The 24,405-nt window shown below is 64.2% G+C and carries 23 protein-coding genes and 1 pseudogene; 9 read left to right on the top strand and 15 right to left on the bottom strand.

Annotated elements, in window-relative coordinates; translation table 11 throughout:
• Positions 1–88 precede the first annotated feature (88 nt).
• From XH83_RS10065 to XH83_RS10050, 4 genes are all read right to left on the bottom strand, one after another.
• Positions 89–1,822 (bottom strand): FAD-dependent oxidoreductase, encoded by a 1,734-nt coding sequence (locus XH83_RS10065; protein ID WP_194406843.1) that lies wholly within the window; start codon positions 1,820–1,822, stop codon positions 89–91.
• Between the two features lie 59 nt (positions 1,823–1,881).
• Positions 1,882–2,901 (bottom strand): S1C family serine protease, encoded by a 1,020-nt coding sequence (locus XH83_RS10060; RefSeq protein ID WP_194406842.1) that lies wholly within the window; start codon positions 2,899–2,901, stop codon positions 1,882–1,884.
• An 81-nt stretch (positions 2,902–2,982) separates the two neighbouring features.
• Positions 2,983–3,432 carry a hypothetical protein gene (locus XH83_RS10055; protein ID WP_194406841.1) on the bottom strand — a complete coding sequence of 150 codons (450 nt, stop codon included), beginning with the start codon at positions 3,430–3,432 and terminating at the stop codon, positions 2,983–2,985.
• A 7-nt stretch (positions 3,433–3,439) separates the two neighbouring features.
• Positions 3,440–5,038, bottom strand: a complete 1,599-nt coding sequence (locus XH83_RS10050; protein WP_194406840.1) for a GMC family oxidoreductase — start codon at positions 5,036–5,038, stop codon at positions 3,440–3,442.
• A 201-nt stretch (positions 5,039–5,239) separates the two neighbouring features.
• On the opposite strand from XH83_RS10050, the gene XH83_RS10045 reads away from it, so the two are divergent.
• Positions 5,240–6,028, top strand: coding sequence for a thermonuclease family protein (locus XH83_RS10045; RefSeq protein WP_194406839.1), 789 nt, complete (start codon positions 5,240–5,242; stop codon positions 6,026–6,028).
• 228 nt (positions 6,029–6,256) lie between these two features.
• On the opposite strand, the gene cyoD is transcribed toward XH83_RS10045, so the two are convergent.
• From cyoD to XH83_RS10025, 4 genes are read right to left on the bottom strand one after another with little or no spacing between them, the layout of a single operon-like run.
• Entirely contained in the window at positions 6,257–6,637 is a 381-nt protein-coding gene (cyoD, locus tag XH83_RS10040) for a cytochrome o ubiquinol oxidase subunit IV (RefSeq protein WP_194406838.1), read from the bottom strand.
• On the bottom strand, positions 6,634–7,275 hold the full coding sequence (locus XH83_RS10035) for a cytochrome (ubi)quinol oxidase subunit III (protein WP_194406837.1): 642 nt from the start codon (positions 7,273–7,275) through the stop codon (positions 6,634–6,636). Before XH83_RS10035 ends, cyoD begins: the two co-directional genes overlap by 4 nt.
• On the bottom strand, positions 7,275–9,275 hold the full coding sequence (gene cyoB / locus XH83_RS10030; protein WP_194406836.1) for a cytochrome o ubiquinol oxidase subunit I: 2,001 nt from the start codon (positions 9,273–9,275) through the stop codon (positions 7,275–7,277). The genes XH83_RS10035 and cyoB overlap by 1 nt, the downstream gene beginning before the upstream one ends.
• Positions 9,265–10,098 (bottom strand): cytochrome ubiquinol oxidase subunit II, encoded by an 834-nt coding sequence (locus XH83_RS10025; protein WP_194406835.1) that lies wholly within the window; start codon positions 10,096–10,098, stop codon positions 9,265–9,267. Before XH83_RS10025 ends, cyoB begins: the two co-directional genes overlap by 11 nt.
• A 233-nt stretch (positions 10,099–10,331) precedes the next feature.
• Between XH83_RS10025 and XH83_RS10020 the strand changes: the two genes are divergently transcribed.
• Positions 10,332–11,132 (top strand): SDR family NAD(P)-dependent oxidoreductase, encoded by an 801-nt coding sequence (locus tag XH83_RS10020; RefSeq protein ID WP_194406834.1) that lies wholly within the window; start codon positions 10,332–10,334, stop codon positions 11,130–11,132.
• Between the two features lie 158 nt (positions 11,133–11,290).
• Here the strand turns inward: XH83_RS10020 and XH83_RS10015 are convergent, their stop codons facing one another.
• Positions 11,291–12,625, bottom strand: coding sequence for a sorbosone dehydrogenase family protein (locus tag XH83_RS10015; protein WP_194406833.1), 1,335 nt, complete (start codon positions 12,623–12,625; stop codon positions 11,291–11,293).
• 209 nt (positions 12,626–12,834) lie between these two features.
• Between XH83_RS10015 and XH83_RS10010 the strand changes: the two genes are divergently transcribed.
• Both XH83_RS10010 and XH83_RS10005 read left to right on the top strand, forming a co-directional pair.
• Positions 12,835–14,025 (top strand): urate hydroxylase PuuD, encoded by a 1,191-nt coding sequence (locus XH83_RS10010; RefSeq protein WP_194406832.1) that lies wholly within the window; start codon positions 12,835–12,837, stop codon positions 14,023–14,025.
• Positions 14,026–14,163: 138 nt separating this feature from the next.
• Positions 14,164–15,021 (top strand): VOC family protein, encoded by an 858-nt coding sequence (locus XH83_RS10005; RefSeq protein WP_194406831.1) that lies wholly within the window; start codon positions 14,164–14,166, stop codon positions 15,019–15,021.
• 14 nt (positions 15,022–15,035) lie between these two features.
• Here the strand turns inward: XH83_RS10005 and XH83_RS10000 are convergent, their stop codons facing one another.
• The gene (locus XH83_RS10000) at positions 15,036–16,076 is read right to left on the bottom strand and encodes a L,D-transpeptidase family protein (RefSeq protein WP_194406830.1); all 1,041 of its coding nucleotides are present in this window, start codon (positions 16,074–16,076) and stop codon (positions 15,036–15,038) included.
• A 182-nt stretch (positions 16,077–16,258) separates the two neighbouring features.
• Here XH83_RS10000 and XH83_RS09995 point away from each other — a divergent pair, with 182 nt between their 5' ends.
• Both XH83_RS09995 and XH83_RS09990 read left to right on the top strand, forming a co-directional pair.
• The gene (locus tag XH83_RS09995; RefSeq protein ID WP_194406829.1) at positions 16,259–17,221 is read left to right on the top strand and encodes a lytic transglycosylase domain-containing protein; all 963 of its coding nucleotides are present in this window, start codon (positions 16,259–16,261) and stop codon (positions 17,219–17,221) included.
• A 119-nt stretch (positions 17,222–17,340) separates the two neighbouring features.
• Positions 17,341–17,802 carry an NUDIX domain-containing protein gene (locus XH83_RS09990; protein ID WP_194406828.1) on the top strand — a complete coding sequence of 154 codons (462 nt, stop codon included), beginning with the start codon at positions 17,341–17,343 and terminating at the stop codon, positions 17,800–17,802.
• 23 nt (positions 17,803–17,825) lie between these two features.
• Here the strand turns inward: XH83_RS09990 and XH83_RS09985 are convergent, their stop codons facing one another.
• Positions 17,826–18,809 (bottom strand): tripartite tricarboxylate transporter substrate binding protein, encoded by a 984-nt coding sequence (locus XH83_RS09985; RefSeq protein WP_194406827.1) that lies wholly within the window; start codon positions 18,807–18,809, stop codon positions 17,826–17,828.
• Between the two features lie 451 nt (positions 18,810–19,260).
• On the opposite strand from XH83_RS09985, the gene XH83_RS09980 reads away from it, so the two are divergent.
• Both XH83_RS09980 and XH83_RS40305 read left to right on the top strand, forming a co-directional pair.
• Positions 19,261–19,917 (top strand): hypothetical protein, encoded by a 657-nt coding sequence (locus XH83_RS09980; RefSeq protein WP_194406826.1) that lies wholly within the window; start codon positions 19,261–19,263, stop codon positions 19,915–19,917.
• Entirely contained in the window at positions 19,914–20,216 is a 303-nt protein-coding gene (locus XH83_RS40305; RefSeq protein WP_371746313.1) for an HGGxSTG domain-containing protein, read from the top strand. Before XH83_RS09980 ends, XH83_RS40305 begins: the two co-directional genes overlap by 4 nt.
• A gap of 357 nt (positions 20,217–20,573) precedes the next feature.
• Here XH83_RS40305 and XH83_RS09975 read toward each other — a convergent pair whose 3' ends face one another.
• A complete protein-coding gene (locus XH83_RS09975) occupies positions 20,574–21,392 on the bottom strand; it encodes an alpha/beta fold hydrolase (RefSeq protein WP_194406825.1) in 819 nt (272 codons plus the stop codon).
• Between the two features lie 260 nt (positions 21,393–21,652).
• Here XH83_RS09975 and XH83_RS39690 point away from each other — a divergent pair.
• Positions 21,653–21,784, top strand: a pseudogene (locus XH83_RS39690) (IS5/IS1182 family transposase); the annotation flags it as partial.
• A gap of 231 nt (positions 21,785–22,015) precedes the next feature.
• Here XH83_RS39690 and XH83_RS09970 read toward each other — a convergent pair.
• The 3 genes from XH83_RS09970 to XH83_RS09960 all read right to left on the bottom strand — a co-directional run bounded on the left by XH83_RS09970 (position 22,016) and on the right by XH83_RS09960 (position 24,298).
• On the bottom strand, positions 22,016–22,198 hold the full coding sequence (locus XH83_RS09970; protein ID WP_194406824.1) for a hypothetical protein: 183 nt from the start codon (positions 22,196–22,198) through the stop codon (positions 22,016–22,018).
• 180 nt (positions 22,199–22,378) lie between these two features.
• Positions 22,379–22,603 carry a hypothetical protein gene (locus tag XH83_RS09965; RefSeq protein WP_194406823.1) on the bottom strand — a complete coding sequence of 75 codons (225 nt, stop codon included), beginning with the start codon at positions 22,601–22,603 and terminating at the stop codon, positions 22,379–22,381.
• A 261-nt stretch (positions 22,604–22,864) separates the two neighbouring features.
• Positions 22,865–24,298, bottom strand: a complete 1,434-nt coding sequence (locus XH83_RS09960) for a TAXI family TRAP transporter solute-binding subunit (protein ID WP_194406822.1) — start codon at positions 24,296–24,298, stop codon at positions 22,865–22,867.
• Positions 24,299–24,405: the final 107 nt, after the last annotated feature.

Here is a 24,405-nt window from a genome sequence, read left to right as displayed (position 1 = left end):
CAGTACTCCGAGACGGTTGTGATTTGACCGATAGGCCGCGGCGTACTGGATGCCCCGCTTTCGCGAGGCATGACAGCGGTGGGGATGGCTAGACTGAAGTCGTGGCGACGGCGGGCGTTGTCGCAAACGTCATCGCCCCCTCCGCCAGATGCCGCCCAGCGATGTACCCGAACGTCAGCGCCGGCCCGAGCGTGATCCCCGGCCCCGGACAATTCCCGTTCATGATCGAGCCCATGTCGTTGCCGCAGGCATAGAGGCCGGCGATCGGCGTGCCGTCCGCGCGCAGCACGCGGGCCTGCGCGTCTACCTTCAGGCCGATCGCCGTGCCGAGATCGGCCGGATAGATCCGCATCGCGAAGAACGGCCCCCGCGTGATCGGCGCGACGCAGGGATTGGGCTTGTGGCTGATGTCGCCGAGGTGGCGTTGATAGATGGTGCTGCCGCGGCCGAACTCGGGGTCACGGCCCTCCTTTGCCCCTTCGTTGTAGCTCGCCAGCGTCGCCGCGAGCACGGAGGGCTTGACGCCGATCTTGCCTGCGAGCTGTGCGATATCAGGCGCCTCGATCAACTCGCCGCTCGCCACATAACGCCGATAGCTGCGCGTGAACGGCTTGATGCGGCCAAGGCCATAGGTCCAGAGGAACGCGCGGTCGCAGATCAAATGGAACGGCCGGTCCGGCTCGCCATTGCCATCACGCAGCATGCCGAGCACGAATTCATGGTACGACAGCGCCTCGTTGACGAAGCGCCGGCCCGCGGCGTTGACGGCGATCACCCCCGGCTTGGCGCGGTCGGCTACGGTGTGCGGGAACACGCCGCGGCTGCCGTCGGCGCGGCGAAACAGCGAGGCCGGCACCCAATGGGCCGGGCTGGTCGCGTCCGTATTGAGCGCCGCACCTGTCGCTGCCGCAAGCCGCAGCCCGTCGCCGGTGCTGGAGGTGTGGGCCACCGAGACAAATCCAGCCGCCGCCGGAAAATAACGCTTGCGCAACACGGCGTCGTGCGAAAAGCCGCCGGTCGCCAGCACCACGCCGCGGCGCGCCGCGATCGGCCGGTCGCGGGAGCCATGGCGGATCACCACGCCGCTGACGCGATCACCCTGCATCGAGAGAGCCTCGACGTCGGCGCTGAAGAGAACTTCAACCTGCCGCGCCAGCAGCGAGGCGTATAACTGGGCGGCAAGCGCGTTGCCGAGATGCAGCGTCGTGCCACGCCGGCTTCGCAGCCGCTGCAGTGCATAGGCCGAGACGAGCCGCGCCGCGCGCATGGTCGAGCGCAGCGATCTTCCAACCCTGTGCAAATGCTGACTATCGGGGCGATTGACCATCATGCCACCGAACAGCGTGAACTCCGGCAGCGGTGGCCGCAATCGCGCAAAAGCTCTGCCCAGCCCCGTTCCGTCGAACGCAGCCGGCTCCAGCACGCGGCCGCCTGATGTGGCGCCCAGGCGTTCCGGATAATAGTCCGGACAGGCCTTCACCGACTGGAGACGAACTTCCGTGTTGGCTTCGAGCCAGGCGATCGCCTCGGCCCCGCGCGTGAGGAAGGCGGCGCGCAGGCCGGCATTGGCGGTTTCAGGCACCGTGCTCGACAGATATTGGACGGCATCGGCGATCGTGTCCGAGAGCCCCGCCTCCTTCATCTTGGCGTTGGCGGGGATCCAGACCATGCCCTCGGACCAGGCCGTGGTGCCGCCGACAAAGGCGGTCTTCTCGATCACCAGCACGTGCAGACCTTCGGCCGCGGCAACGGCCGCCGCCGTCATGCCACCGGCACCGGCGCCGATGACGATGACATCGTAGGTCTCATGTGTCGGCATCATGCGGCGGGTGTCCGAAAGCGAGGCATGACAAAGTCATACCTCGCCTCGCCCGTCGGACGCTAGCGGGCGGGCTTCCGCTCTACGGGATCGATATCGATCGCCCGCAGTCGGCCGAGCCGCAGCACGTCCATGGCGAGCCGCCGGCCGATCCGGTCGCGGTCGAGCACGCGGATCAGATCGTCGACGCCGTTGATCTCGACGCCGTCGAGCCTGATCACGACGTCGCCGGGCAGCAGGCCCGCCTTTGCCGCAGGTCCATCCGGCTCGATCTGCATCAGAAGCGCGCCCATCTTGTTCTCGACGCCGGCCGCGACCGCGTGCCGCCGCGGCACCGGCGCGGTCTGCCCGGCGACGCCGATATAGGCGCGGCGGACATAGCCGTGGCGGATGATCTCCGACAGCACGAATTGCGCGGTGTTGCTGGCGACAGCGAAGCAGATGCCCTGCGCCCCGTTGATGATGGCGGTGTTGATGCCGATCACCTCGGCATGCGACGACACCAGCGGTCCGCCGGAATTGCCGGGATTGAGCGCGGCGTCGGTCTGGATCACGTCCTCGATGGTGCGGCCGCTCACCGAGCGGATCGAGCGACCGAGCGCGGACACCACGCCGGCGGTGACGGTCGATTCGAAGCCGAGCGGATTGCCGATGGCGATCACCAGCTGGCCGCGCCGCAAGCTCTTGGAATTGCCGAGCGAGGCATAGGGCAGATGGCGCGCGCCGTTGGCGCGCAGCAGCGCAAGGTCGGTATCGGGATCGACACCGAGCACCTGGGCCTCGCCGACATGGCCCTCGACATCGCGCAGCCGGATCTCCTTGGACGTGCCGACCACGTGGCTGTTGGTGAGCACGAGGCCATCAGGCGAGATCACGATGCCCGAGCCGAGCCCGCCGCGCTCGCGTCTATCAGGCACCTTGGGCCCGGTCTCGACCCGCACGACCGCAGGGCCGACGCGGTCGGTCACGTCGATCACGGCATTGGAATAGGCGTCCAGCAGCGTTCCGTCATCGACCGGAGCAGCCGCCGCCGTTCGCGATGACGGTGCGTCATCGACGATATCTGAGGTGAAATCCAGCATGGCAAGAGTCCTTGAAGGCTCACACAGATGGTGGCCTGTTCCCTGCCGCGCAAGGTGCGCAGGGCTGGACTGCCCAGATGGCTAGGGCGCCCGCCTTAGCGAGCCGCCTCTTGCCTTGACCGGATCGAGCAGCGACCAGTCACCGTCAGGCAGCACATAGCCCTTGGGGAACGGCGCACGCAGCTCGAGCCCGAGCGAGCGCAGCACGCGGTCGTCGCGGTAATAGCATTGCAGGACGACGCGGACGAGCGTCGCCGCAGCAGCGCCGCCGTGCTTACGGAACTCCTGCGCGACGCCGTCGCGCGCGGTGGGCTCGAGGTCGGCAAATGGCATCCCCGCGAGCCGCGCCAGGTGATCGAGCGCTGCGGCCACCAGCCCGGTGTCACGGCCGAGCGTTGCCAGAATGTCGGCCTGGATTGCCGCATCGTCGGCGCCGGGCACCTTGTATTCATCGCTGGCGGGAATGATCATCGCGGCGATGATACGGAGGTCATCGCGCTGCCGCGGCGTCAGTTGATTATCTGCGGACATGACGGCCTCAATCGAACAAATTGGTCAGGCGCTGCTTCATCTGGTCGGCAATGTACAGCGCGAGAGCCTGGATGGTGGAGGTCGGGTTCACCCCGCCCGATGTTACGAAGATGCTGCCGTCGACGATGAAGAGGTTCTTGACGTCGTGCGAGCGGCCCCATTCGTTGACCACGGAGCGCTCCGGGTCGGTGCCCATCCGCGCGGTGCCGAGCAGATGCCATCCGCCCCACGGGATCGGCGAGTTGATGCAGATATCGGTCGCACCAGCGGCCTCGAGCACCTCCCGCCCGCGGGTGAGTGCGTGCTCCATCATCTTCCGGCTGTTCTCACTGATCGTGTAGTCGATCTTCGGCGCCGGGATGCCGTGGCTGTCCTTCAGGACCGGATCGAGCGTGACCTGGTTGTGCTCCTCCGGCAAATCCTCGCAGATCGCGGAGAAACCGAGACGATGGCCGTTGAGCTTGCGGAAAACGCGGTGATGATCCTCGCCCCACGGCAAAATGCCCTTCTGCTCGCTGACGACGGCCTCAAACACCGGCCCGGCGCCGCGCACGAACTGCACGCCGTAGCCGCGCACGAAGCCGCGCGACAGGTCGGTGTCGTACCATTCCTTGCTCCAGAGGCAGGTCGGCGGCGCGCGGTTGCTATCGGTCGGCTCCTTCACATAGCCGTAGATCTGCGCGTAGGGATGGAACATCAGATTCTTGCCGACGAGGCCGGATGAATTGGCAAGGCCGTTCGGGAAGCGGTTTGATTTCGAGTTGAGCAGCAGGCGGGGCGTGCCGACGCCGTTGCAGGCGATGATGACGACATGCGCGGGCTGGAACTGCTCGACGCCATCCTTGTCGTAATAGACCACGCCCGAGGCCATGCCGTTCTCGTCGGTGGTGATCTCGCGCACCCGGCAATGGGTGCGCAACTCGACGCCGGCGCGGATCGCATGCGGCCAATAGGTGATGTCGGTGGACGACTTCGCGCCTTGCGCGCAGGCCGGCGTGCAATGGCCGAGATTGATACAACGCGCCCGCCCCTCATAGTCCATCGTCGCGACCGTCGTGTCCGACGGCCACCAGTGCCAGCCGAGCTGGTTCATGGTCTTGCCGATGATGGCGCCGGACAATCCCATCGGCTGTGGCGGCATCGGCGGATGCGTCAGCGGCGAGAGCGGATCGCCCGAGAGGCCTGACGTGCCCATCATGCGATCGTTCTCCTCGAAGAACGGGGTCAGGGCGTCGTAGTCGATCGGCCAGTCGTCGGCGACGCCGTCCAGCGTCTTCACCTTGAAATCGGAGGGATGCAGCCGCGGCCAATGCGCGGTGTACATCACGGTCGAACCGCCAACCGCATTGTAGTTGACGACCTTGATGGGCGAATTGTCGTCGTTGATGGGATAGTCCTCGGGCCGGCCACGCACGTTCGGGCTCGACGACCATTCGCCGTAGAATTTGGCCTCCCAGTCCCGGCCCGTGCTCGGATATTCAGCCGGGTTCATCCAGCCGCCCTGCTCCAGGCAGAGAATGTGCATCTTGGTCTCGGCCAGCGACCACGCCACCGCCGCGCCCGAAGCGCCGGCGCCGATGATCAGGACGTCCACGGGGTCTTTCATCGCAACCTTGTCCTCCCGCCCTCGCCGCTTACCGGGCGATTCGGCCTGCACGGTTCGCAAGCTCCGCGAACGATAGGATCAGAGCGGCCGGGGAGTAAAGCCGCGAGGCCGGAATGTCGCACTTCGCAGGGCGCAGACCATTGGTATCGCCACATCTGGATGCTAGGAACAGGCGGTCCGAGCCATCGATAGCGAGACCTTATGTCCTTCCGAAATGTCTTTGCCGCCGCCCGCGCGTTTGCGCTTCTTTGTTTCTTCGCCTTGTCCGGATTCCTGGCGTCGTCCCAGCCGGCCTCCGCGCTGACCGCCGCCGCGACGGTGCGCGACGGCAACTCGATCCAGCTCGGCGACGTCACCTACCGGCTCGACGGCGTCGACGCGCCCGAGTTGGACCAGGTCTGCATCGACGATCATGCCGATCCCTGGACCTGCGGCATCGATGCGCGGGACCAGCTGGCCAAGCTGATCAACAAGCGGCCCGTGCGCTGTGACGATGTCGGGCCGGAGAAAAGCTTCGGCAAGCGGCACCGGGCGATCTGCACGGCCGAGGGCGACAAGTCGACGCTGAACGAGCATCTGATCAAGCTCGGCTTTGCCATCGCGCGGGAGCCGATCAAGGCGAACGTCAAGCCGGCGGCAGGCGAAGCCAGGACGGCCTCGGCCGGAATCTGGAAAGGCTGCTTTGTTGCACCGCAAGACTTCCGCGCCGGCAAGAAGGACGGCGCACTGCTGGGCGCGGCCTGCCGCCAGGACCGCGACAAGGAGATTCGCGCCGCGCTGTTCCCGGAGGAGCTGACGATGCCGCCGAGCTGCAGCATCAAGGGCAAGCTTGCGGTGCGCGCGCGCGTTACCGGCAATATCGGCATCTATCATTTGCGGGGTTGCCCGAGCTACCCGGCGACCACCAAACCGGACCGCTGGTTCTGCTCGGAGGACGACGCCCAGGCGGCCGGCTTCCGCAAGGCCTATAATTGCCGCCGGCCGAAGTGAACAAACCCGCTCACGCATCCGTGAGTGGTAGTCCGGGACCGTATTGATCCGGAATTGAACTCCTTCGCGAGTTGCTGCACTTATGAACATACGCAAGCGCTTGCGCATGCGTTTCCTTGGCGGACGATCCTCATTGGATTGTCTTTGCTTGGGCGTTTCCTCCCTAGACTTGGGCCGCTTGTCACAACAAGCGGCTCTTCTTTTTGGGCGGCCTTACGTCCTCGCGCGCTAGTGCCGCATCATGATCTGGTCCATCGGCGGCATGTTGGCGTTCAGATGCGCCATGATCCAGACCGTGCCCCCGACCACGAGGAAGACCACCAGCAATCCGAAGGCCAGCGCCAGCACGTTGTTGGTGTTGTCGGGGCCGGTCGTGATGTGCAGGAAGAACACCAGATGCACGCCCATCTGCGCGATCGCCAGCACGATGAGCGCAACGGGAATCGAGGGCTGCCAGACCAGATCAGTGCCCGCGATGAAGAACGATGTCGCCGTGAGCAGCAGCGCAAGTACGAGCCCGATGACGTAACCGAGGATTCGGGTCCCGACACTGTGTTGCTCTTCCTCACCCGGCGCGAGGTCGTGTCCGATGTGCGATTGATCGCTCATGCGCCACTCCCGAGCAAATAGACGACCGAGAACACCCCGACCCAGACGATATCGAGCGCGTGCCAGAACAACGCAAAGCACATCACCCGGCGCAGGACATCGGCGCGAAAGCCTTTTGCGAAGACCTGGGCCATCATGGTGAGCAGCCACAAGACGCCGGCGGAGACGTGCAGGCCGTGGCAGCCGACCAGCGAGAAGAACGCGGTCAGGAACGCGCTGCGCGACGGACCGAAGCCGCGCGCGACGAGGTCGGCGAATTCGCGGAACTCGATGGCGAGGAAGATCAGCCCGAGCGCGCAGGTCACGCTCATGCCGAGATAGAACCAGAACCGGTTGCGCATATCGGCCGCGATGCTGGCCATGCCGCAGGTGAAGCTCGACAGCAGCAGGCAGACCGTCTCGATCGCGACGTTCCTCTGCTCGAAAATCTCCGAGCCCTTGGGGCCGCCGGCGGTCTGGCCAGCCAGCACCGCATAGGCCGCGAAGAAGCAGGAGAACATCACGATGTCCGAGAGCAGGAAGATCCAGAAGCCGTAGGCGGTCACGATCCGCTTCGGCGCAGGACCGGGATGCTCGATCACCACACCGATGTGATGGGGATCGGCCTGCGCGTGGCCGGCGGTCGCGATCATCGCCATCAGACCGTCCCCGCCATGCTGACGAGGCTGCGCCGCTCCTCGAGATTGACGCGGTCGACCGCAGCGACTTCCTCGGCCGGAATGACGTATTCGTCATGGTCCCGCCAGGCGAACACCACGAAGGTCGCCCATGCGCCGAGGCCTCCCAGGATCACCATCCACCAGATGTGCCAGATCAGCGCAAACCCCATGATAGTGGCGAAGAACGCGCAGACAAAGCCGGTTGGGGAATTCCGGGGCATTTCGATGTCGCGATATTCGCGCTTGTCATGCTCGAGCGATTGCTGCTGCGCGCGGGCTTTCATGTCCCAATAGGCGTCTTCGCCGCGCACGTCGGGATTGAAGGCGAAATTGAACACCGGCGGCGGCGACGAGGTCGCCCATTCCAGCGAGCGGCCGTCCCAGGGATCGCCGGTCCGGTCGCGCAGCGCCTCGCGATTGCGGATGCTGACCACGAGCTGCACGATCTGGCAGATCACGCCGATCGTCAGCACCGCCATGCCGATTGCAGCAACGATCATCCAGGGCCGCCACGCCGCGACGTCGTAATGCTGCATTCGTCTGGTCATGCCGAGCATGCCTACGATGTAAAGCGGCATGAAGGTGACGAAGAAGCCGACGAAGGTGAACCAGAACGCAGCCTTGCCCCAGCGCTCGTCGAGGCGGAAACCGAACGCCTTCGGAAACCAGTATTCGAAGCCGGCGAAGGCCCCGAACAGCACGCCACCGATGATGACGTTGTGGAAGTGCGCCACCAGGAACATGCTGTTGTGAAGCACGAAATCGGCCGGGGGCACCGCCAGCAGGACGCCCGTCAATCCGCCGATGATGAAGGTGACCATGAAGCCGACCGACCACAGCATCGGTGTCGCGAAACGGATGCGGCCGCCATACATCGTGAACAGCCAATTGTAGATCTTCACCCCCGTCGGGATCGCGATGATCATGCTGGCGATGCCGAAGATGGCGTTGACGTCGGGACCCGCCCCCATCGTGAAGAAATGGTGCAGCCAGACCATGAAGGAGATGACGCAGATCGCCATGGTCGCGAGCACCATGGAACGATAGCCGAACAGCGCCTTGCCGGAGAAGGTCGAGACCACCTCGGAGAAGATGCCGAACGCGGGCAGCACCAGGATGTAGACCTCGGGATGTCCCCAGGCCCAGATCAAATTCATGAACATCATGACGTTGCCGCCGGCTTCGTTGGTGAAAAAGTGGAAGCCGAGGTAACGGTCGAGCAGCAGCATCGCGAGCGTCGCCGTGAGGATCGGAAAGGCCGCGACGATGAGGAGGTTCGAAGCGAGCGTGGTCCAGCAGAACATCGGCATGCGCAGATAGTTCATGCCCTTGGTGCGCAGCTTCAGCACTGTCGTGACGAGGTTGATGCCGGCGACCAGCGTGCCGACGCCGGAGATCTGCAGCGACCAGGCGTAATAATCGACGCCGACGCCCGGTGAATAAGACAATTCCGACAGCGGCGGAAAGGCGAGCCAGCCGGTGCGCGCGAACTCACCGATCACGAGCGACATGTTGACCAGCAACGCGCCGGTCGCGGTCAGCCAGAAGCCGACCGAATTGAGCGTCGGGAACGCGACGTCGCGCACGCCGAGCTGGAGGGGCACGACGAGATTCATCAATCCGATCACGAACGGCATCGCCACGAAAAAGATCATGATGGTGCCGTGGGCCGAGAAGATCTGGTTGTAATGCTCCGGCGGCAAGTAGCCCTGCGACTGATAGGCGACCGCCTGCTGGATCCGCATCATGATGGCGTCGCTGCCGCCGCGCAGCAGCATCACCGAGGCCAGCAGAATGTACATCACGCCGATCCGCTTGTGATCGACGCTGGTGATCCATTCGTGCCAGAGGTATGGCAGATGCCCCTTCACCACGACCCAGGCCAGCACGCCGAGGATCGCGACCAGCACGATCGCGCCTGCGACGAGCGGAATTGGCTGATCGAACGGGATAGCGGACCAGTCGAGCTTACCGAGCATCAACGCCTCCACTGTGCGGACGGCCGGCCTCGGAGATCAGCTCCGGCCCCGGTCCCGGCGGAATGTGCTGGGTCGCGATCAGGTCGAACAGGCGCGGATCTTCGAGGCGGTAGGCCGGCCTGCCCTTTTCGATGCCCTGCTGCATCAGCTTCCTGTAGCTGTCCTCGTTCAGCACCGCGTCGGTCTTCGCCGTGCCCGCCACCCACTCGGGAAAAGCCAGCGGCGATACCACGTTGACGTCGAACATCATGTCGGGAAAGCCGTCGCCGGAAAAATGCGCCGACAGCCCTTGCAGCTTGCCTTCGTTGTCGGCGCGCAGGTTCAGCTTCGTCACCATGCCGTTCATGGTGTAGATCATGCTGCCGAGCTGCGGGATGAAGAACGTGTTCATCACGCTCGACGAGGTCAGCTGGAAATTCAGCTCAGCGCCGGCCGGCACCGTCAGCGTGTTGACGGTGGCAATGCGCTGGTCGGGATAGATGAACAGCCATTTCCAGTCGAGCGAGACGGCCTGGATGCGCACCGGACTGCCCGTGCCCGGCACCGGTGCCGCGGGATCGAGCTGGTGCGAGCCAATCCAGGCGACGCCGCCGAGCAGGATCACTGTCAGCGCCGGGATCGACCACACCACCATCTCGACGCGGCCGGAATAGACGAAGTCGGGCTGGTAGCGCGCCTTGGTGTTGGAGGCGCGAAACCAGAACGCAAAGGCCAGGATCGCGACAATGGTCGGCACCACGATCACCAGCATGATGAAGACGGAATCGACCAGGATGGTTCTGTTGGCCGCAGCCACGGGCCCTTGCGGATCGAGCAGATTCATCGGCAAGCCACTGGCGGTTGGGAAGCCCCGGGACAGAGCCTAGCGCGGGACAGGCTCCGCAACAAACGCGATCGCGTGAGGTCGGTTCCCACACAACGGAAAGCTGCTGGCCCGCATGCGCCTTCGCCGTCGCGATACAGCCATGCGCACCCGGCGGGACGGCGTGCGGCACGATCGGTCTTCTGCCGCGCATCGTCCGTGCTATCGTGATGAAAAAGCAGGGAGAAAGCGTCATGCGCCTCAAGGACAAGGTCGCCATCGTGGTCGGAGCCGGACAAAGCCCGGGCGAAGGCATGGGCAACGGCCGCGCCACCGCGCTGACCTTTGCGCGGGAGGGCGCGAAGGTGTTGTGCGTCGACCATCATCTGGAGTCCGCGCAGGAAACCGTTGCGATGATCGCCGCCAAAGGCGGCACCGCCGCGGCCTTCAAGGCCGACGTGACGAAGTCGGCCGACATCGAGGCGATGGTCAAGAACGCGCAGTCGCGCTGGGACCGGATCGACGTGCTGCACAACAATGTCGGCGTCAGCCTGTCGGGCGGCGATGCCGAATTGCTGCAACTGACCGAAGAGGCGTTCGACCGCGTTGTCGCCATCAATCTGAAGAGCTGCATTCTCGCCGCGAAAGAGGTGATACCGATCATGCGCGCGCAAGGCAGCGGCGCCATCATCAACATCTCCTCGATGGCGGCGATCACGACCTATCCTTACGTCGCCTACAAGGCGACGAAGTCGGCGATGATCGCCTTCACCGAACAGCTCGCCTACCAGAACGCCGAATATGGCATCCGCGCCAACGTCATCCTGCCCGGCCTGATGAACACACCCATGGCCGTCGATACCCGCGCCCGCGAATGGCACAAGACCCGCGCCGAGGTCGAAGCCGAACGCGACAGCAAGGTGCCGCTACGCAGGAAGATGGGCACGGGCTGGGACGTCGCCAACGCCGCGCTGTTCCTCGCGTCGGACGAGGCGAACTTCATCACCGGCGTGACGCTGCCGGTGGATGGCGGGGCCAGTGTAAGACGGGGGTAGGTCCTCCTCTTCCTTCTTCCCTCTGTGGGAGAAGGTGGCGCGAAGCGCCGGATGAGGGGTTCTTTCCACGCGCCGAAATGAAAGTTGGACTCGCGGAGAGAACCCCTCACCCGTCTCGCCGCGAGCCACCCTCTCCCACAAGGGGAGAGGGTGCACCGTCACTGCCGCGCGCTTGTCACCCGCCAGATCGTGCCGTTGCCGTCCTCCGACATCAATAGCGATCCATCCTTCGTCACGGCAACTCCCACCGGCCTTCCCCAAACTTCGATGTCGCTCACCACGAAGCCCGTGACGAAATCCTCATACTCCCCCGTCGGCTTGCCGTCCTTCATGCGGATGCGGACCACCTTGTAGCCGGTGCGCTTCGACCTGTTCCACGAGCCGTGCTCGGCGGCAAAGGCATCGCCCTGATACTCGGACGGAAACTGCGTGCCCTGGTAGAAGGTCATGCCGAGCGAAGCCGAATGCGGCTGGATCAGCACATCAGGCACCGTCACCTTGTCCTTGAGATCCGGCCGCGCGCCGGCATGGCGCGGATCTTCATTGTTGCCGATGTAGAACCACGGCCAGCCATAGAACGCGCCTTCCTTCATGCTGGTGACGTAGTCGGGCACGAGATCGTCACCGAGGCCGTCGCGCTCGTTGGTCGAGCACCAGGGCAGCCCGGTCTGTGGCTGGATGGCAAGGCCCACGCAATTGCGGATGCCGGTGGCGTAGATCTTCCGCTCCTTGCCGTCGGGCGTGAAGGCCAGCACGGCGGCGCGCTCCGTCTCGCTGGCCCAGGCCGCGCCGAGCGGTTGCGCTTTCGACCAGGCTTCCAGTCCGCCCGGCGGCGTGCCCAAGCCCTCCGCGACATTGCTGAGCGAGCCGACCGACACCAGCATGCGCTTATTGTCGGGCGTGAAGACGATGTCGCGTGTGGAATGGCCGCCGTCATGCGGCAAGCTTGCCACGATCGTCTCCGCTTTGCCGCGCGCCTTGAGATCGCCGGCCTGATAGGGAAAGCGGACGACGCTGTCGGTGTTGGCGACATAGACCCATTGCGGATTGTCGCCGTTCGGGAAGAAGGCGATGCCAAAAGGCTGCCGCAAGCCGCTGGCAAACATTTCGTTGGTCGCGGCCTTGCCGCCCTCCCCGGCCCGCAACACGCGGATGGCGCCGGCCCGCGTCTCCGCGACGAAGACATCGCCGTTCGGCGCGACCCTTATGATGCGCGGCGCGCGCAGGCCTTCGGCGAACAGCTCGATCTTGAATCCAGCCGGCACCTGAAGCGCGACCTCCGGCGGTCGCGGCACCACCCGCGACGAGCTCGCAACCGACCGTGTCGCGCCGGGCTTGACCAGATCCTGCGACCGGATCAGCCTGATCGTACCGGGCTTGTCGGCCTGCCAATCGCCGTAGGCCTCCTTGCCCTGCAGCACCGGATCGGCCCGCGCGCCAGTCGCAAACAGCAGCCCTGCGGATATCGCGGCGGACAAGATTCTGCTCTTCAATTTGTCCTCCCGGCCTGCAATCTCGATGATCGACACCATCGCAGCCTATCAAAGCTCTGCCGCATCACACGTCAGCTGGTGCATGCACGATGTGCATCAGCCGCCGGCCATCGTACTGGAAAACCCCGCGGATAGGTGCGACACATTGGTCAAGCGGGGGTTGCGGTCATCAAAGCTGCGGCATCGCTGTCGCAATCGACGGGATGATCATGTGGGGATCCATCATATCGGAATGGGCGAGCCTGCTGCTCCGCTGGCTGCACGTGGTCGCTGCGATCGCCTGGATCGGCAGTTCCTTCTATTTCATCGCCCTCGACCTCAGCCTCAGGCCCAACAGCGACCTGCCGAATGGCGTCCAGGGCGAGGCCTGGCAGGTCCACGGCGGCGGCTTCTACCGGATCATGAAATATCTGGTCGCGCCCAGCCAGATGCCGGACGAGCTGACCTGGTTCAAATGGGAGGCCTACACCACCTGGCTGTCCGGCTTCGCGCTGATGGTGGTGGTGTATTATCTCGAGGCCGATCTGTTCCTGGTCGACAAGTCGATCCTCGATCTCACGCCGTTCCAGGCCGGCCTGTTCAGCCTCTTCAGCCTCGCGCTGGCGTGGCTGCTCTATGAAGGTGCCTGTCGGAGCGGGCTTGCGCAGCGCGAATTGCCCTTCACTATCGGCGGCTATCTGTTCCTGGTCGCGCTGACCTACGCCTTCACCCATGTGCTGAGCGGCCGTGGCGCCTTCAACCAGATCGGCGCGATCATCGGCACCATCATGGTCGCCAACGTCTTCGCGCTGATCATCCCGAACCAGAAGAAGATCGTCGCCAGCCTGATCGCGGGACAGGCGCCCGATCCGAAGCTCGGCAAGGCCAGCAAGGAGCGCTCGCTTCACAACAATTATCTGACGCTCCCCGTCGTCGTGCTGATGATCAGCAACCACTATCCCCTGCTCTACGCCACCCGCTTCAACTGGATCATCGTCGCGATCATCCTGGCGCTCGGCCCAGTGATCCGTCATTTCTTCAACGAGCGGCATGCCGGGCGAAAGTCGCCATGGTGGGTGTGGGGCGTGGCGGCCATCGGGGTGATTGCGATCCTCTTCCTCTCCGCCGCCGGCCCGCGCGAGGCGAAGACGGCCGCGCTGCCGGCGCAGCCGAGCCTCGCCGCTGTCGAGGAGATCGTGATGTCCCGGTGCAGCATGTGCCACGCGGCCGAGCCGGTCTGGGCCGGGATCGTGACCGCACCGAAGGGCATTGTGCTCGATACGCCCGCGCACATCCATCGCAACATCCGCCTGATCGGCCGTGTCGCGGCCTGGTCCAGCGCGATGCCGCCGGGCAACGTCACCGAAATGACCAGCCAGGAGCGCGCCGTCCTTGCTGCCTATCTCGAGCAGCGCCCTTGACGCCGTCGCGCCAATCATTTCGTGAAATGAAATTCCGCATCTCGCACTGAATTGAAAATGACTTGACGGCCTATCCGGCGTAGACAGAACCAGCGGCCGCCGGCGCGGCTCACTTCAGTTTGCAATCGAGGAAGAACAGTGGCCCTCAAGAACGTCATCGGTATCGACCACGCCGTCGTCATGGTGAAGGACCTCGACAAGGCCGCCGAGAACTACCGGCGGCTCGGCTTCACAATCTCCCCGCGCGGCACCCACAGCGCGCATATGGGCACCGGCAATTACACCATCATGTTCGACCCCGATTACATGGAGCTACTCGGCGTGCTTGCCGCAACCGAGCACAATGCCCCGGCACGCGCCTTCCTCGACAAGCGCGGCGAAGGCATCGAGCGCATCGCCTTCACCGCGGTCGATTCCGCCGCCGGCGCGGAGGAGATCCGCGCCCGCGGCCTGACGCCGATCGGCCCAACCGATTTCGAGCGGCCGGTGACGCTGCCTGACGGCACGGTCTCGGCGGCAAAATTCCGCACCTTCATGTGGCCGACCGCCGAAGCGCCCGGCGGCGTGCGCATTTTCGCCTGTCAGCACAAGACGCGCGAGACCGTGTGGATTCCCGAGTTGATGAAGCACGCCAACGCGGCGAAGCGAATCAAGCAGATTCTGATCGCAACGCCCGAGCCGGCGCAGGACGCGGCGCATCTCGGCCGGCTGATCGACCGCGAGCCGAAGGCCGAGACCGACGGCGCCGTGACAGTGCCCTCCGGCGGCGATCGCGCCGACTTCGTCTATCTCACGCTGGAGCAGCTCGGAAAGCGTTATCCCGGCGTGCCGCTCGCCGGCCTCGCCGAGCGCGGCGGCGCTGCGCTGGTGCTCGTCAGCGATGACTTCGCCGCGACGGCGAAGGCGCTGGGTTCGGCTGCCGTGCGCAGCGGGCCCGCGATCTGCGTGCCGCCAGCCAAAGCCAACGGCACCCTGCTCGCCTTCATTGACGGCTGACTTGAACGAATTCTCTAACGCGTATTGGCAGCGCGCTTGCCGGTGGTCTTGCCCTGCTGCTTCGAGGAGGAGTCCGTCGGCGCATCGAGAAAGACGACGGGCGTGCCGCGTTTGACGTTCTCGCCGAGCGCGCGCGCGTCCCAATTGGTGAGCCTGACGCAGCCGTGAGAGGCGGACTTGCTGACCCTGTCAGGCTCCGCCGTCCCGTGGATGCCATAGCCCTGCGCCGACAGCCCGATCCAGTACGATCCGACCGGGTTGTTGGGGCCCGACTTGATCTCGAAGGGCTTGTTGGATTTCACGCTCTTGAACTTGTACTCGGGATTGTAGTGATAGGTCGGCAGCTCGTTGGTGCCGGTGACCTTCAGCGTCCCCGTCGGCGTCGGCCGATCCGGACTGCCGATTGACGCCGGATAGAACGCGACCAGACGCCCGGAGCCCTCGTAAGCCTTCAGCGTCGCGCCCGCCTTGTCGATCTCGATCCTGGCGATGCGCGGAAGCTCACGCCGCGCCGGCACGCTCGCCACCACAATCGTCTCGCCGGCCTTGTCGAAGGACTTTCCCGGATTGAGTGCCTTCAACAGCTCTTCGCTCATGTGGAATTTCTCGGCGAGGCCTTCGAGCGGACTGGTGTAGCCCACCGCCTCCAGCGACTTCATGTCCTCGAGCTTGGCCGGCAGCTTTTTGAGGAAAGGCCCTTTCACATCCGCGTCGGTGATCTTGTAGTCGACGACGACAGGACCCTCGCTCGCTGCGTTCAGCTTGTCCCATAGTTCCGGGGCAATGATCTTGTCGAAGCCGAGACCGTTCTGCTCGGCGAACGCCTTCAGCGCCTTCTGCGCGTTCTCGCCGAGCTTGCCGTCGATCTGGCCGGGAGAGAATTGCGCGCGATCGAGCAAGATCTGAAGCTTCGTCACCGGCGCGTTGACCTTGTCCGCAGCCGGCGGCTTTTCCGGACGCGCTGCATCGTTCACTACCTTTGCGTCGAGATTGCCTGCGAGCGCCGGGCAGACGAGCCCCAGCAACATCGCCGCGCCAAGCATCCATCGCACCATGACCGCTCGTTCCTTTGAAAACAATGATCCGCAAAATCGCGGGCAGTTTCTCTTTGGGAACACCGTAGTAACACCGAAGGAACCGACGAGACCGCAGCTTTGCCGCAATCGGAAGGTTAAGAACTCCCTATCGCCGGCGCATCGCTGGCCGTTCATCCCACAGTTCGAGGTTGTCTCAGCAAATGCGATTTGTCGTCGCGGCTTGCGCCGCGTTTCTGGTTCTGATGTGCGACCTCGATCCATCGGCGTCGCGGCAAACATCAACTTTCGACACCGCCATTCTTCAGAACAATCATGCCTCCCCACTGGTTCCGGTGGTCGAACTCTTCCTCGCCAGCGTGCAGGCCATTGAGCTCGCCAACGCGCGCGCGGCGCATGAGGAAACGATCGAGCCGCCGCGCGCGAGCGAACCGGTCGCCGAGGAGCCGGTTTCACCGACAGATCGGTTCTGCCATGCGCTTCGCGAAGCCGCCGAGGCCAGCGGCATTCCCGTGCCGTTCTTTGCCCGCCTGCTCTGGCAGGAGAGCCGCTTCAAGTCCAACGAGGTCAGCCAGGCCGGCGCCCAGGGCGTCGCGCAGTTCATGCCGGAGACGGCCGCCGAAGTCGGGCTCGATGATCCCTTCGATCCGATGAAGGCGCTGCCGGCATCGGCCAGGTTCCTGCGCAAGCTGCGCGATGATTTCGGCAATCTCGGCCTTGCCGCAGCCGCCTACAATGCAGGCCCGGGCCGCATTCAGAAATGGCTTGCCAAACAAAGTGAGCTGCCACGCGAGACGCGCGACTATGTCCGCATCATCACCGGCACCAAGGCCGAGGACTGGACCGAACGGTCGGAGGCGCTTGCGATCCGGATCGACCTGCCGCGCGAGGCGCCTTGCGAAGGTGTGGGCAGTCTCTCGAAGGCCAAGGACGTGGCCTGGGTTCCAGTCAACCTGACACCTTCCGCCATTGCTTTCATTCGCAAGGCGGAACAGCTCGCCGCGCGGCTGTCGACGAGCCGCGCCCGCAAGCGGTTCGCAACCCTGCTGCGGAAAGGCGCTTCAGCCCACGGCAAGGCACGCAGCATGATTGCAGCACGCGCGGCCGGAAAGAGCGCGAAAGCCCGCGCCATTCGCTTCGCATCGCGCGAACGGCCTTCGGGCTAGTGTTCGGAGCCACTCGCACGAGTGGCTCCGATTTTGCTTGCTCCTCGATCTCCTCGATCCGGCGCATCTCGATAGACCGTGCCGGGAGAACGGCTGCCCCCTTCTGCACGGAACCAGCGATGCCATCGAAGAGTGCCGGGATCATCGCCTATCGCAAGCGCCGGACGCTCGAGGTGCTTCTGGTTCATCCCGGTGGCCCCTTCTGGCGGAACAAGGATCTCGGCGCATGGTCGATTCCCAAGGGAGAATACGCGGACGAAGAAGCTGCGGACGTCGCCGCGCGGCGCGAGTTCGCCGAAGAGCTCGGGCTTGAGCTGTCCGAGCCGCTGACCGCGCTTGGTCAGGTCAAGCAGCGCGGCGGCAAGCTCGTCACCGGCTTCGCGGTCGAGCTCGATTTCGACCCACGCAGCGTTCGCAGCAACAGCTTCGAGATGGAATGGCCGCCCCGGAGCGGCAAACGGCAAGTCTTCCCGGAGGTCGATCGTGCCGAATGGTTCACGCTCGAAGAAGCGCGGGAGAAGATCAATGCGGGACAACGCCCGCTGCTCGACCGCCTGGCGCAACTGGCTGGCGGCGAGTAGAGATCGCCGCAGCCAACCGGCCCCTACTCCGCCTTGATGTTCGCGGCCGCCACGACCTCGGCGAGGTCTTTGGTCTCCTTGGCGATCTTGGCGGCGTAGTCGGCGGGGCTGAGCACGCTCACGACGCCCTGCGAGCCGAGCTTCTCCGCGACCGCCGGGTCCTTGGCCGCCGCGACGATCTCCCGGTGCAGCGTTTCGAGGATCGGCGCGGGCGTCGACTTCGGCAAGAAGAAGCCGACCCAGAACGAGATGTCGAAGCCGGGATAGCCTGCTTCCGCAACGGTCGGCACATCAGGCAGCGACGGCAATCGTTCGGCCGACGACACCGCGAGCGCGCGCAGCTTGCCGGCCTTGACCAGCGGCACGGCGGAGAGCGGATCGAACACAGCCAGCACCTCCTGCGCGAGGATGCCGACCTCCGCGGCCGAACCGCCGCGATAGGGCACATGGATCAGCTTGATGCCGGCCTTCTGGCTGAGCAGCTCCATGGCGAGATGGGCAAGGTTGCCGTTGCCGCCCGAACCGTAAGCCAGCGCGCCGGGCGCAGCCTTCGCCGCGGCGACGAGATCGGCCACGGTCTTGATATCGGCCGTCTTGGGATTCTCCGGATTGACCACCAGCACGAGCGGCGCCGACACCACGGTGGTGAGTGGTGCAAAATCCTTTTCCGGATCGTAGCGGATATCCTTGAACAGCGTCTTGTTGAGCGTGATGGTGGAGGAGTTGCAGGCGAGCATGGTGTAGCCGTCGCCGTCCGCGCGCGCGACGCCTTCGGCGGCGATCATGCCGTTGGCGCCGGCGCGGTTCTCGACCACGAAGGGCTGCCCCAGCCTATTGCTCAAGCGATCGCCGATGATGCGCGCGGCGACGTCGACCGGACCGCCGGCGCTGAAGCCGACCATGACCTTGACCGGCCGCACCGGATATTTCTGCGCCAGGGCCTGCGTCGACAGCGCACAGGCGCACATTCCGGCGACGACGGCCAGCAGGCGGATGGTTCGTTGCATTGGTTTCTCCCCAGACCTCACGGCGCCGCTTGTGCAGGCTTGTTGGCGCGACGCCTCCGGAAATCATGAATAGCGGCCACGCGGGATTTCGCAATCGCGTCCGGGCACCGGCATTCCGCCACGCGGCAGGTCGGCACCCCCTGCAAACAAAAAATGCGAAAACAACCCCATGCACAGTAGACGGCCTTAGTCGAAACAAGGGCTTAGGCGGGGGGCGCCAATCTTCGGATGTGGCGAAATCGATTTTGACTCGTCGGGCAAATCAGGGGCATATTGGCATCGTCGCGACAACCGTGAGCTCCACGGCCCGCTGGGCCAGGGCTGCCTCGTGCGATCGCGCATAAGCCCTTCATCGACATCTGAAAATCGAACCCGCTGCGCGGCAGTTGCGCGGATTGGTCTCGCCCGGCGAGCCTCCGCACGCCTGCCGCGGGCCTGAGGAGATATCGACATGACGACAGCCCTGACTTGCAACAGCACGACGCCCGCCACCAAATATGACGGCAGCAGGCCGACCCCGCGGATCAAGCTCACCCGACGAAGCATCGTGATCAAGCATCCCGACGCGCAGGCCGGCGAACGGCTGATGGCCGAGGCGCTCGGCGCCGTCGACCGCGACGCGCTGCATGGCATCCTCAAGCAATTGATGAAGGCCAGCGTGATCCTGCAAAAGCCTGACGAGGCCAATCTCGCCTTCATGGTCTCGATGATGAAGGGCATCGCGCCCAGGGATTCGCTCGAGGCCATGCTGACGGCGCAGATGGTGTCCGTTCACGTCGCCACGATGCGCTCGGCCTGCCGCCTCGCCTTCACCGAAGACCTCGCGCAGCAGGAAGGCATCACGCGCACATTGACCCGGCTCGCCCGCACCTTCGCAGCCCAGTTGGAGGCGCTCAACCGTCATCGCGGCAATGGCGAGCGTCCGATCACGGTGCAGAATCTCTCGGTGCAGGACGGCGGCAGCGCGATCGTGGGGAACGTCGCGCAGCATGCGCACCTGGCCGTCGGCGAGCCCGGCGCCTCGATCAACGCGGGACCGGTCCCGTCGCGCGAAGCCGGCAAGCGCGAAAACGACCGGGCCGCAGCCATGCAAGGCGCCACCGCATGAGCGCCGGTCACATCCGCAACACGCGCGCGATGGCCGCAAGCCCGCGCTGCGGCGCCGCGACCCGCAGAGGTTTCGCCTGCCGCGCTCCAGCCGTGTGCGGCAAGCTCCGCTGCCGCATGCACGGCGGCGCGCCCGGATCGGGCGCGCCATGGGGAAACCACAACGCGCGCAAGCATGGCACTTTCACGCAAGCGCGGATCGCGGAGCGACGGGCGATCCGGGAGCTGCTGGACGATGCAGGAAAGCTGCTGAGGGAGCTGGACTCGGACTCGTGTTCACAAAGCAACATCGAGGCTTAACGGCGCCACCGGCTCACCAGCAGAAAGACCAGGGTGGGATGGGTTTGGATTGAATCGGTTGCCGCGAGGGAAAACCTCTCCCGCTTGCGGAAGAGGTCGGCGTCTCCGGACGATGCGAAGCATCGTCCCGCGCGCCGACTAAGAGCTGTATCCTCTCCCATTGCGGAAACACCCTCTGCCCACCCCTCTCTCGCAAGCGGGCGAGGGAGCGCACCTCCGCTGTCGCTATCAAACCCGATCTCATCACGCTTTAGGGCCAAAAGCGGCTGTCGTGGACCGTCGCTTGAATTGGAAGGAGCGGCCGCCTTGCAAACGGCATCTCCTTCGTGCGCAGGCGATGATGGATGAGAGATGTCGTCAGGATCTGATGAACGACAACAGGTCGGGGTTGAGGACATCCGCATGCGTGGTCAGCATGCCATGGGGGTAGCCGGGATAGGTCTTCAGCGACCCGTTCCTGAGCAAGTCGACCGCACGCGGCACAGAACTAGCGAATGGGACGACTTGATCCGCCTCGCCATGCATCACCAGCACCGGCACGGTGATCTTCTTGAGGTCTTCAGTATAATCTTCGAGCCAAGAGGCGACAGTCGCGTAGTGAGCGAGAGCACCGCCGGCCATGCCTTGGCGCCACCAGTTCGCAATGATTGCCTCCGAAGGCTTGGCCCCATCGAGGTTGTACCCGTAGAACGGATTCTCGGGGACGAAACGGTAAAATTCCGACCGGTTGCCCAGCACGCCTGCCCGGATCGCTTCGAACCACTCCGGCGGTTGACCGGACACGTTGTTCTCGCTCCGGTACATGTTCGGCGTCAGTGAAGCGACCAGAACCGCCTTCGCAACGCGCTTCTGGTGGCGAGCGACATAACGAGCCACCTCACCGCCGCCTGTCGAGTGCCCAATGTGGATCGCCTCGCGCAGGTTGAGGTGTTCTGTCAGGGCCGCGAGGTCGTCAACCCAATGGTCCATGTCGTTGCCGGTGCTGGGCTGGTCGGACCGGCCGTGGCCGCGCCGGTCGTGGGCGATCACCCGATACCCGTGATGAAGGAAGAACGTCATCTGGGCATCCCAGTCGTCCGCTGTCAGCGGCCAACCGTGGCTGAAGACGATCGGCTGACCTGATCCCCAATCCTTGTAGAAGATGTTTACACCGTCGCTAGTCGTGATCGTGGACATCGAGTCGCTCCATCTGCGCTGTCAGGCATTTCATTGAAAGGACAGCGATTGATTGATCCATTGAGCCACGCGTTACTCAACTTCACGGGTAGAGTTCTGGAATTGCGGCCCCGGTGAGCCATTGCCTTGGCACCACCCGACCGCCGGCTTGCAAAGTCGGGATCACCTTGTCGAAGCAAGGTCGCGACTCCAAACCTCATCATGATGATGGCGGAAGAACACAGCTACGTCTTTCGAAAAGACACGACGTAGAAGTCTTCATGCGCGACGAACTCGCCGATGATGAATGGGCTGCCATCAGGCCGACGCTGCCAAGCAAGCCCCGCGGCGTTCCTGGGGTGAACAACCGCCGTGTACTTAGTGATATCTTCTGGGTTTTGCGATCGTGGCGGTCTGACGAGAAAAATTCACGCCCTGGTCGATAGCGATGTCTGCGGGTCCGACAGGCTTGCCGCCAACTCCCGCGCCTTCGTTCAACTCACTTCCATCAAATTATAGCTTCGCGCTAGCGCGTCCGCGTCCTAAAGCCCGATGAGATTTGGATTGAATCGCCGTCGCGCTTTAGGTTCTTGTTCGCGCATAATCTTCTCGGAAAACCGCTTCGCATTTTTCCGGATCATGCTTTAGTGCGGCGCGTGCGCTGGATTGACGGCGGCAATCTGCAGCCCTGCCTCATCCAGCGCCTGGGCAATCTGCTTCGCCAGCAGCTTCGCCTCTTCGGTCCCGATCTGCGCGTCGGGATGTCCCTTGAAGAACGCGCAAATGGTCGTGGCGATGATGGTATTCACCTGGTGCAAATCGTCCATTTGATGCACCCGAACTTGCCGACTGCTTCACCCCGGATGGGGTGACGCGGCGGCCCGGCAGAGAAGAACCGTCAACGCAAGCCAAAGAATGACAGAATGGCCGCGATCACGACGACTAGTCCTACGAGGTAAATCAAGCCGTTCATGGAAGTGCTCCTTTCCGTTTGGTGACTGGATCTATCAGGGGGCCGTGAGCCCGCCTTTGTTGCTGGCCTGCTCATCGAGCGCGAGCTTTTCGAGCTGCACTTCCTTCTCTATGTCGTGCAGAGAGTTTCCGATCTTGTCGACGATCCTGATCAGATCGGCATCGGAGATCTTGAGGCGCCTTCGAACGGACTTGACCTGCCTTGCGTTTGCAAGATCAAGCGTTGTGCGAATGACGCGTGATGGTTTTGAGCACAGCATGAGCAGGTTTCCTGACTGGGGTAAGAGCGATCTCGTCCCTTTGTTCCGATTTTTCCCGAATCAACCGGCGATGAACGACGGTAAAAGCGAGAGGCGACGAAAGCGTCGCGATCGACAGCAGGATGCGTGGCGGCACGAAGGCTTCGTCCGCGTCGGAAGGCGGCGCGCACAAGCATAAGTTGATCCGCTGGGCTCTACCCTCAATCCGTCGACATTGCGGCCAATTGCGCCACGTTTCAGCAGCCGCATTTTCGGACCGCCTCAGCCTCGCGGTGCGGCCACCGCGCCCCGCACGGGCTCGAGGTTGGTCCGCTGCAGCGCGGTCCGTCTCTCCGCGATGGCACTGCTCAACAGACCGAGCACCAGACCAAATGCCGCGAGCTCATCTTCCTCGATGGCGCCGTCGTCGTAGCACGCGAGCGTTTCGCCGATGATGGTGTCGGCTTCGCGCTGCAAAGCCAGAAGCTCCTGGCTCGATCCCGCGGTTCGTGCGCTGGACACCATGGCCAGGATTCTGTTGCGGTGGCTGTTGGTTTCCTCTCTTTCGTCGCGATTCAGATAGCGACGCAGCCAGGCGGCGGCCGAACCGATCCCTGACAGAAGCAGCAGCCCGAACCAGAAGTAATCGCCGTACCGGTCGAGGAAGGTCCGCTCGTTGCCGTCGATAACAGCCGCCGCGCCCCGGTGCACAGGCAGTTCGGTATCCTTGTCGACGTCCGGCTTGGTAATGTGCGCTGCACCCGGCACCTGCCGTGCAATCGCCTGGCGAACTGCGAAGAGCTGACGGAAAAAGGCGGCGACCGTCGTTTCCGGCAGTGACTTTCTCGCGACGATGAGGTGGCTGACGCTGACCGTTTCAACCTTGTCATCGGGCCAGGCCGGATCCGCGTTGAAGACGCCGGGTGGAATTTCCTCCGCTTCATACCGGGGGTGCTTCAGGGCGATGGCTTCCGACGTCTCGATGGCAAGAAACTTCGGCGCGCCACGCGTCCGCGCGGTCGCGGCCACGGCATCGGATGTGATCTTGCTGTCGAGCGGCCCGACCGCCATGAATGCATCGATGGCCGGATCGCGCGCCAGATCCTCGATCTGGTCGGTACCGAAGTGTGTCACGACGACCTTGTCTGCCTCCACGCCGGAGGCGCTCAGGATGACGCGCAGCAACGCCGCATTCGCAGGCGTCCGGCCGATCACGCCGACGCGGCGACCTGCGAGATCGGCGACCTCCTTGATTTTCGGCGAAGCCTTTTGTTTCGAGCCCTTGCTTTTCGAACCCTTGCCAGCGGGGCCGGACGGAGCCCACAGCACGACGAAGTTCTTACGGACGACGGCGACGGTCTGCGCCTCCGCAGGCATGTCCAGATCTCCGCGGCCGACGGCGAGGTCGGCCTTGCCGGCCCGAAGCAAAGCAAGAGCCTCCACCGCCCCGTCGGTCTTGATCGGGCGCAGCCGGAGAGCCCGGCTTTCGCCGCCAAAGACATCGGCCATCGCCTGAATGACTTTATGATCGTCGCTGCCGACTGGTCCAACGGCGATCCGGAGGATCTCGGGCCGCAACGCATAATAGAGTGCGCCGGCCGCGGCACTAAAAACGAGAAACCCGACCGCGAAAGCCGCCAGCAAGGAATTGCCTCTCCTCCGCTCCCTGCGGGCCGCCTCACTGGTCGTCTGACCTGTACTCTCGGAGGAAGACATTGCCGCTGCCCAACCACAGATCAGGGCTTCCCGCTTTCCAGGATGCCACGTTTCCCGATCATAACGTCCGGGCGATCGCCCTGGTTCATCACGGTCCGAAGCCTGAA

It is taken from the genome of Bradyrhizobium sp. CCBAU 53351 (genome assembly GCF_015291745.1).
In the GTDB taxonomy this organism is placed as follows: Bacteria; Pseudomonadota; Alphaproteobacteria; order Rhizobiales; family Xanthobacteraceae; genus Bradyrhizobium.
The sequence above is the reverse complement of the archived record's forward strand: the minus strand, read 5'-3'. Positions and strand labels throughout refer to the sequence as shown.